The sequence below is a fragment of the Actinomycetes bacterium genome, from assembly GCA_036000965.1.
Classification (GTDB): Bacteria; Actinomycetota; CALGFH01; order CALGFH01; family CALGFH01; genus DASYUT01.
The window spans coordinates 1-9,117 of record DASYUT010000244.1; the positions used below are offsets into that span (position 1 = coordinate 1).

5 protein-coding genes and 2 pseudogenes are annotated in these 9,117 nt (G+C 71.5%); 2 read left to right on the top strand and 5 right to left on the bottom strand.

Annotation, left to right across the window (positions count from 1 at the left end; genetic code table 11):
- The first annotated feature begins 423 nt into the window (after positions 1–423).
- Complete coding sequence (locus VG276_21345; GenBank protein HEV8651869.1) at positions 424–1,878, top strand: amidase family protein; 1,455 nt, start codon at positions 424–426, stop codon at positions 1,876–1,878.
- 780 nt (positions 1,879–2,658) lie between these two features.
- On the opposite strand, the gene VG276_21350 is transcribed toward VG276_21345, so the two are convergent.
- Both VG276_21350 and VG276_21355 read right to left on the bottom strand, forming a co-directional pair.
- Positions 2,659–2,862, bottom strand: a complete 204-nt coding sequence (locus VG276_21350; GenBank protein HEV8651870.1) for a BldC family transcriptional regulator — start codon at positions 2,860–2,862, stop codon at positions 2,659–2,661.
- A 496-nt stretch (positions 2,863–3,358) separates the two neighbouring features.
- Positions 3,359–6,010 (bottom strand): tetratricopeptide repeat protein, encoded by a 2,652-nt coding sequence (locus tag VG276_21355; protein HEV8651871.1) that lies wholly within the window; start codon positions 6,008–6,010, stop codon positions 3,359–3,361.
- Positions 6,011–6,371: 361 nt separating this feature from the next.
- On the opposite strand from VG276_21355, the pseudogene VG276_21360 reads away from it, so the two are divergent.
- Positions 6,372–6,714: pseudogene (locus VG276_21360) on the top strand (IS256 family transposase).
- A gap of 20 nt (positions 6,715–6,734) precedes the next feature.
- Here the strand turns inward: VG276_21360 and VG276_21365 are convergent.
- The 3 genes and pseudogenes from VG276_21365 to VG276_21375 form a co-directional block, all read right to left on the bottom strand.
- Positions 6,735–7,901 (bottom strand): CU044_5270 family protein, encoded by a 1,167-nt coding sequence (locus VG276_21365; protein HEV8651872.1) that lies wholly within the window; start codon positions 7,899–7,901, stop codon positions 6,735–6,737.
- Positions 7,898–8,476 (bottom strand): RNA polymerase sigma factor, encoded by a 579-nt coding sequence (locus VG276_21370; protein HEV8651873.1) that lies wholly within the window; start codon positions 8,474–8,476, stop codon positions 7,898–7,900. Before VG276_21370 ends, VG276_21365 begins: the two co-directional genes overlap by 4 nt.
- Positions 8,473–8,715: pseudogene (locus tag VG276_21375) on the bottom strand (tetratricopeptide repeat protein). Before VG276_21375 ends, VG276_21370 begins: the two are co-directional and overlap by 4 nt.
- Between the last annotated feature and the right edge of the window lie 402 nt (positions 8,716–9,117).

Consider the following 9,117-nt stretch of genomic DNA (forward strand, 5'->3'; position numbering starts at 1 on the left):
CCTTGAAGGATACGCAAAGTCGGACGTGGCTTGTGACCTGCGGGTTCGCGTCGAGCACGGCTCGGTATGGTGGCACCCTGCTGCCCTACCGCGAAGGCCCTCCTGCGTGCTGTTAGAAACTCGCCTACCTGGCGGTGTGCCGCTCCATCCAGCTGCTGGTGCTGCCCGCTCGCGGTGGTGCCGCCAAGGAACTTGAGCTCCTTGTGCTGCGCCACCAGCGCGCTGTGCTGCGCCGGCCGACGCCGTCCCAGGCGTGAGCCGGCCGACCTGGCTCCCTCTGCTGGCCGCGGTCAGCCGGGTGCCGGGCTGTTGAACCCGAGCGTTCCCGTCGTAGGCTTTGTTGTGGTCTGGGCTGGTGGCTCGCTGGTGGTGGGGTCGGGGCGGCTGCCGGGGCACCGGCAGGACCGCGAGGAGGCGGGGACGATGGTGGCGAGCACCCAGATCTGCCAGATGGACACGGCCACCCTGGCGCGGCGCATCGCGGCCAAGGAACTGTCGCCCGTGGAGGCGGTCGAGGCGGTCCTGGACCGGCTGGACCGGCTCGACCCGACGCTGCACATGTTCACCACGGTCGTGCCCGACCAGGCCCGGGAGCAGGCAAAGCGGCTCGAGGCCGACATCGCCGCCGGGCGCGAGGCCGGACCGCTCGCTGGGGTGCCCACCGGGGTGAAGGACCTGATCTACACCAAGGGGATCCGCACCGCCTCCGGGTCGCACGCCTACGCCGACTTCGTGCCCGACGAGGACGACGTGGTGGTCGAGCGGATCAAGGCCGCCGGCGCGGTCGTGATCGGCAAGACCCAGGTGCCGGAGTTCGGCTACTCCGGCACCGGGCAGACCCCGCTGGCCCCCCCGACCCGCAACCCGTGGAACCTGGACCGCACCTCCGGTGGCTCCTCGGCCGGGTCCGGCGCCGCGGTCGCCACCGGCGTGGGGCCGTTCTCGCTGGGCAGCGACGGCGGCGGCTCGGTCCGCATCCCCGCCAGCTTCTGCGGGGTGTACGGCATCAAGCCGACGATGGGCCGGGTCCCGCTGTACCCGGGGACCAAGGACCACCGCTACCCTGGCGTGTCCAGCTGGGAGTCCCTGGAACACATCGGCCCGCTGACCCGCACCGTCGCCGACGCCGCGCTGGTGCTGTCGGTGATCGCCGGCTACGACGACCGGGACCGCTTGAGCCTGCCCGCCGACGACCGCGACTGGCTGCGCGCCGTCGACGGCGACCTGCGGGGCGTCCGGGTCGCCTACAGCCCAGACCTTGGGTATGCCGCTGTCGACCCTGCCGTGCGGATGGTCGCCGAGCAGGCGGTCGCGGTCTTCGAGCGCGATCTGGGCTGCACGGTCGAGCGGGCCGATCCCGGCTGGGACGACCCCTACGAGGCGCTGCTGCCGCTGATCATCTGCGAGAGCGACCTTGCGGGCATGCGCAGGCTCGCCGAGGAGCTGGGCGAGCGCATGTCTCCGCACCTGGTCGATGTCCTGCGGGTGGACTGGACCGCCGAGCAGCTCACCAGCGCGGTGGTGCGGCGCAAGGCGGTCTCCAACGCGGCGTGGCGGTTCTTTCGTTCCTACGACCTGCTGCTCACCCCGACGCTGGCGGTGCCGCCGTTCGAGCACGGGCTGCAGGGGCCGGCCACCATCGACGGGCGCGAGGTCGACGCGTTCTACTGGCTGTCGTTTACGTTCCCGTTCAACTTCACCGGGCAGCCGGCCGCGACGGTCCCGGCCGGGTTCACCGGGGACGGGCTGCCCGTGGGGTTGCAGCTCGTGGGCCGGCGGCTGGACGACGCGCTGGTGTTGCGGGCCTCGGCGGCGTTCGAGGCCGCGGTGCCGTGGCGGGACCGCTGGCCTCCGGTCCTGGCGGACCTGGGGTTGTGAGCCACGGGCGGGCGCCTCCCAGATGGGCGGCAGGCGCTGCGCCCGGCACGACGGTGCAGGTGGGGTGAAGCAGTCGCACGCCACGATCCCGGCGGCCTGTTGCCGTAGGAACCCCGCCAGGTCGTGGTTGTCGGGCGCGGCGCAGGGTCGAGCCGGCGGCGGTGCAGCGTGGCGCAGCTGCTGGTTGCGGAGACCTGGATGCCAAGCCGCTGGAGCTCGCCCTTGATCCGCTGGTAGCCCCAGCGCGGGTTCTCTGTGGCCAGGTGGACGATCAGCGCTTGCACGTCCTGGTCGAGCGGCGGTCGTCCTGCTCCGCGACGCGGGGAGGTCCACGTGTCGGCGAGCAGCCGCCGGTGCCAGCGCAGCAGCGTCTCTGGGGTGACCAACAAGCAGGACCAGCGGGACCTGGGCAGCGCGCGGCTGACCGCGGCCAGCAAGGCCCGGTCGGCAGGCTGCAGCTTGGGTCGTAGGGTCTGGCGGCGGAGCACGGCGAGCTGCTGGCGCAGCACGAGGAGCTCCAGGTCCTTGGCGGCGTCGCCACGGGCGAGCACGAGGAGCTGGACGGAGCGGCACAACGTGAGATAGGCGAGTTTCGGCAGCACCAAGTGGCCTCTGTCGTGGGGTAGCTGCATCACAGTACCGAGCCGCGCGTTGATGCGAACTCGCAGCTCACAGGTGGCGTCTGGATTTCCGCGCCCCGCGGTCGACCGTGGCTGGGGAGCCCGGGGGCGGAGCGACTCGGGGCTGCTGCCGGCCAGGCAGGCCACCCGGGCCGGCGGGTCAGGCTGACCGCGGCTGGCTGGTGAGCGCCTCGCGGAGCGCCATGATCGCGTCCTGTGGGTAGCGTCGGTGGCCCCCGAGGGTGCGCACGCACGGTAGCTTGCCCTGTTTCGCCCAGCGCGTGACCGTCTTTGGGGAGACCTGCAGCAGCGCCGCCACCTGCGCCGGGCTCAGGTATCGCGCACCCGCCGATGGCTGCGTCATCGCTGTCTCCTCTTGGTGTCCCCCATGAGGACACCAGTGTAGGCGAATCGAGGTGAGCGGGGGCATCGGCTGGGTTGTGCCCGCTGGTCGTGGTGGAGGAGACACCATCCGAGGCACTCACTGCGGTCGTTGCGATCACCGCTTAAAGGCAAGGTCGCCAGGGGGTCAGACTTCGACCGTTGTTGACACTCGGTCCGATCTCGTCGTACTGGACCTTCGTGACGTTGGTCGCCAATGTGACCGCAAATGCCATCTCGGCTTCCACACTCAAGACGCCAGCACCGCTCAGACTCGGCCGCTGTCTCTTGATCCGCAGCCGAAGGGGCCCGCTCCAGGCAGGATCATCCTCGACCGAACCGGACAGCTCCAGGCAGAGGACCGGCAGAAGACCGGGAGCGTTCTGGCTGTCCTGGATCAGGTCTGGAACTCCAGTACTTCCGCACCCCGCGGGCCTACGCCAGCAGGGCCGGGTGATGTGCCCACAGCCGGGTCGCGCTCAAGCGGTTGACCGTGGTGACGGTCGCTTCAGGCCCACGCCGGATGCCTTGAGCCAAGGCTCGAGGCGGCCGGCGGCCTGTTGGGCTTCGGGGGTGCCGATCCGTTCGAAGAGTGTGAGGGCTTCCTGCCAGGCCGACTCGGCCGATGTCGTCGATCCGGCGTCCAGGTACACAACTCCGAGACGCTCCAGCGTCCGGACCAGCTCCAGCGGCATGTCCAGCTTGCGCCAGAGTTCCGCGGACCGTTCCAGGTAGCTGGCAGCCTGGTGCTGGTCGGCTTCTAGATGGTGCAGGTTCCCGAGGCTACCGAGCGCGGAGGCCTCGACGACATGGTCGTCCAGCTCACGCGCCACCTCAAGACACTCCTGGAACAGGGATCTGGCCTTGGCCCGTTGGTCGCGGCGCAGGTACAGCTCGCCGAGGGATCGGATGGTCAGCGCTTCGATCGAGCGGTCGCCGAGCTGCCGCATGCTCGCCAAGCCCTGCTCCAACCAGGCCGCGGCACGGTCGAGGTCGCCTCGCGCGGCGTGCACCGTACCGAGCCGGCGTTGGGTCCGGGCCTCGCCGCGGCGGTCGCCGACCTCCTGGAAGGCGGCGAGTACTTCCTCGAACTCGGCGAGGGCCTTGGCCAACTTGCCCTGCTCGGCATGCAACGCGGCGATCCCGAAGCGGGCCCAGGCCTCGCCGCAGCGGTCGCCGAGCTCCACGAACGTGGTCATGGCCTGCTCGTAGCAGGCGGCGGCATCGGCGTACCTGCCCTCGATCTGGTGGACGGTGCCGACCGCGTCGATGGCATGCGCTTCGCCGCGGCGGTCGCCGGCCTGGCGATAGATCGGCAGGGCTTGGGCGAAGTAGTTCATGGCGACGGCGAGGCTGTCCCGGTCCATGCCGAGGTAGCCGAACCCGCGGAGCAGCGATGCTTCGCCTTGGCGGTCGCCGGCTCGGCTAGCGGCGGCCAGCCCGACCTCATGGGTGCGCTGCCAGTCATCCAGGTAGCGCCGTAGGTCCAGGAAGTTGATCAGCGACCCGGCCAGCTCCCAGGCCAGCTCGTCGAACCCCGCGTCAGCGGCCTGGTCGACCGCGGCGACCAGCGCGGCCCGCTCGGCCTCGAACCAGGCCAGCGGGTCGGCCAGGAGCCCTTCGGTCGTCGTCGCGCCCAGGGACCAACGGGCCGCGTTACCGTGGTCGACCCCGATCAGCTTGCTCGGGAGCCGCTGGTCGGCCTGCTCCGCCAGGGCGAGCCAGCCGCCAAGCGCCCGCGCCAGGCTGGCCTGCCGCCGCTCGGGTGGGTCTTCGGCGGTGGCGCGTTCGCGGGCGTACAGGCGCAGCAGGTCGTGGAACCGGTAGCGCACCTGGCCGGTCTGGTCACGGCCGGCGACCTCCAGCAGCTGCGCCTGCATCAGCCCGTCGACCAGCTCCTCGGCATGCTGTGTTGTAGCTTCGAGCAGGGCGGCGGCCACCCACGCCGCGAACTCCGGGGCCTCTAGCAACCCCAGGAGCCGAAATGCCCGCTGTTGCTCGCCGGTGAGCGCCTGGTAGCTCAGCGCCACGCTGGCGCGCACGGCGAGATCGCCGACGGCGAGCTGGTCCAGCCGGCTGCGCTCATCGGCCAGCAGACCGGCCAGACGGTCCAGCGACCAGTGGGGACGCCCGGCGAGCTTGGCCCCGGCGATCCGGACCGCCAGCGGCAGCCGTCCGCAGTAGCTGACGATGGCCGCGGCCGCCTCGGGTTCGGCGGCCACCCGCTCGACCCCAACGATGCGGCCGAGCAGCTCGACCGCCTGCCCGGGCGTGAGCACGTCCAGGTCCAGCAGCCGCGCTCCCTCCAGCCCCAAGAGCCGCCCGCGGCTGGTGGCCAGCACGCCGCAGCCCGCCGTGCCGGGCAGCAGCGGCCGGACCTGTGCCTCATCGGCCGCGTCGTCCAGCACCACCAGCACCCGCCGGTCCGCCAGCCAAGCCCGGTACAGCGCGCTCCGCTCCCCATGGGCAGTGGGGATCGCGGCCCCGTCCACCCCCAACGCGCGAAGCAACCGGCTCAGGGCCTCGCCGGGGTCCAGCGGCTGCGGCTCGGCGCCACGCAGGTTGACGTACAGCTGGCCATCCGGGAACCGGGACCGGAGCTGATGGGCGATGTGCACCGCCAGGGTGGTCTTGCCGACCCCGGCCTTCCCGGCCACCGCCGATACCACCACCGCCGGTGACCTCTCGCCCGGCGCGGCGTCTGCCAGCAGGTCCTGCACCAGCGCCACCTGCTCGGCCCGGCCGGTGAAGTCGACCATGTCGGGTGGCAGCTGGCACAGGGCACCGCCGGCGGGACGGCGGGCCGGGCCCGCCGGCGACCCCGGCCGCTCGTCCCGATGGCCATCCCAGGCGGCGGCCTCGAATTCCTCACGCGGTCCGTCGGTCAGCCCCAGCCCGTCTGCCAGCAGACGCACCGAGTCAAGGCGAGGTCGACGCACCCAACCCCGTTCCAGCGCCCGAACCGTACGCGGACTCAGCGTTGCCCGCTCCGCGAGCTGCTCCTGGGTGAGCCGCGCCCGATGCCGGTGCCTGCGCACCAGCTCGCCAAACAGCAGCGGCGGTGCGCCCGGAGGATCCTCAGGTGGTGGCACTGCTACACCCTCCCAGTCGGGCACGGCGCCGATCGGCACCGGTCGTCGTCCACCCGCTAAGCACGGTCACCCGACGAATCGGCGCACCGCGAACATACCAGCCCCGCGGCCGGCCGCTCTCCCTTGCGGCCGCACGGCCACAGCCCGCCGGCCACGCTGGCGACCTGCTGAATCGGGCAGGGGCTGCAATCCGCTGGTGTGATCGCCACACCGAAGTGCTCGAACGTCCCGTTGTACCCGCCCAACTCCCTGGTGGCCGGCGGCCCGAGCGCGCGGCCAGGCACGCCAAGCGGTCGCGCCAGCCGCCGAACCGTTGCGACACCCGACCGGGTCTCGTCACCGGCCGCACGTAGCCCAGCACGGTGCCCTGGCCCGATACGATTACCCAGCCCGCCGAGCCTACCAGGCGTTCGCCTCGACCGAGCTGCTGGACCAGCTTGCGGTGGAGCGGATGCTCGCCAAGCTGTCCACGCGCCGCTACCGGGTCGGCCTGGAACCAGTCGGCGCGGAGATCGAGCGCACGGCGACGGATACCTCCCGGTTGGTGGTCTCGCGCCGGTTCGTGGCCCGTACCGAGCATGCCTGGCCGTGCTGCTCGCCCAGGATCTGTCCACCCTCGACCTGGTGGCGCTGATGGTCGACGGGATGCGGGTGGCCGAGCACTGCTGCGTGTCGCGCTGGGAATCATGCTGGACGGCACCAAGATCCCGCTTGCCTTGGCCGAGGGCGCCAGCGGGAATGCTGTCCCGCTCATCGGACCCAGTCAGCCGGTCCGCGTGACTGCTCCTGGTCGGGTGGTCCGGGAGTCGACCATGGACGCCTCCAGGAACACGCTCTGGTCGATGACGGTCCCAACCGGGAGGCGCCAGCCGGGCACCTTGCGGGTCAGGACGCTGCGTGCGCCGAGCAGGCGGCCGGTGGCGGGGTCCAGGAGCAACTCGTGGCGCTCCTGCAGCGGCTGGTCGACGTCGATGGCGATGCTGACGGCGCGGCGGCCGGCCATGTCGGTGACGTTGCCGATCAGCTTCATCCCGTCGAGCCGGGTGAGCACCTGGTAGAGCGCGGCCCGCAGCGCCGCTGGGAGGGGGTAGTGCTCCAGCAGGTAGGCGATGGTGCCGAACAGCTCGTACGTCTGGTTGGGGTGACGCTGGTAGGTGCGGAGCCCGGGTGGCTGGTAGGTGCGGATCCGCTCGGTGAGGGCGGCCAGCAGCCGCGCGGGATCGGTGGGTAGCTCGACCAGGTCCTGGTAGGAGGTGGGCAACCAGCCGATGCCGGCGACCAGCATCTTGTCCTTGGGCGAGTAGATCTCGGTGTTGGGCAGGCCGAGGTTGGGGCGGCCGGCGGCGACCCAGGCGGCCCGTTCCGTGTCGTTCAAGAGTTCGGCGGGACCGTTGCGCAGATGGCCGGAGAGCGAACCGTCAAGGGCCCACCACGTCTCGCGCTCGTAGCGGAACCGGTAGAAGAAGCTCCTCCCCGACCCGGCCTTGTCGTAGTTGGTGCCCACCATGACTCCGCGTTGCAGGACATACCAGTAGCGGCCAGGACCGAGCGCTGGCGTGGGCGCATGAGCCGCGGCCAGCGCCGCTTCCGTGAGCACCCCGACCGCGGTCGGCTCGACCCGGTCGGTGCTCCCCGGCGTGGTGCTTCTGGCAGGACCGCTGGCAGTGATGCCAGCCCGCTGCAGCAGTGGGACAGCCAGCGCCACCGCCAGCACCGCGGCCACGGCCACGCTTCCTGGCAGCAGCCGGGGCCGGCGGCTCCTGGAGGCAAGCCGATGTGGGCCGCGATGGCGGCGGGTGGGCTGCACCTGTCTGGCCTGGACCTCGGCGGCGATCACGGCCAGCAGCCGCGCACGCGCGGCCTGGGTGGTGGCCGCATCCGGCCCTGGAGTGTCGGTGGCGATGCCGCAAACCAGGTCGAGCTCGTTCATGTTGGATCGATCCTCCCCGGTGGGGTGGGCTGCAGGTTCTCCAGCCCCTCGACGGCCGCCCAGCCGAGCTGGCGGCGCAGGCGCTGGCGGGCGCGGTGCAGGCGGGAACGGACGGTGCCCGGCGGCACGTCAAGAGCGCGAGCGATCCCGGCGCAGTCCAGGTCGGTCCAGGCGACCAGCAGCAGCACCTCACGCTGCTCGGCGGGCAGGTCGGCCACGGCCAGCGCGGCGCGACGCCCGGCGGCGGCGGCATCCACCCGCTCGGCGACGCCGTCCCCGACATCCGGCCCCGTCGGGTCGGCCGCCACGCGGGCATAGGCACGCAGCCGCCGCTGCTCGGCGCGGGCGTGCTGGCGCAGCAGGTTCCCGGCGATCCCGTACAGCCAGGCGGCGGCATCGGGATGTTCAGGGCGATAGCGGTGGCGCCGCCGAAACGCCAGCGTGAACGCTTCGGCGGCGAGGTCGTCGGCCAGCTCGTGGCCGACCCGCCGGCGCAGGTAGCGCAGGATCGCCGGGTAGTGCCGGTCGAACAGCTCGGCGAAGCGGGCCGGCTCCACCAGCGACGCGGCGATCACCTCCGTGTCGTCCGTCGGGGACTCCTTGTCGCGGGTGCTGTCACCCAGTCAATCGCCGAACCAGCCCGTCGCGTTCCCCAAAGGACCCGCGCGTCGTTCCTTGTGGAGCCGACGCTCGCAGCGGACTTCGGCGGGTTGTTCATCGACGTCAGCGTGTCGGGATGATCGTCGCCGAGCATCCGCCGGCGGCCGGTCAGGGTCCGCTCGAGTAGGTCGCGGGCGCCTTGCAGGCCGCCAAGGCTTACGAGGGTCTCGTGGCGCGCCTGGTCACGGCCAGTTCGGGTTCCAGCTTGGCGATCCGTCGGCGTGCCGCTACCACTCCGCGTGGTCGCTGGACGACAAGCCCGGTCGCTGCCGTGTGTCGATCAGCTCTTGCTGGCGCCAGGTTGTAGATCCTCTGGTCACAGGTCTGCAGATCTGCTGCCACCTGAGCGACCGTCCTACCTGCCCTGAGCAGGTCCAGAACCTTGCGGCGGAACTCCGGCGGATCGCTCCTTGGCATGCCGACCTCTCCTTGGGTCAACGGCATGGCAAGTCAACCAAACCGGCTCCACGAAACCCAGGGCAGATCAGCCCCCACAGAACCCGGGGGCGGTTCAGGCGCCAGTTTGGAGGGTGCTCGTGCTGTGGCGGGCATCGAA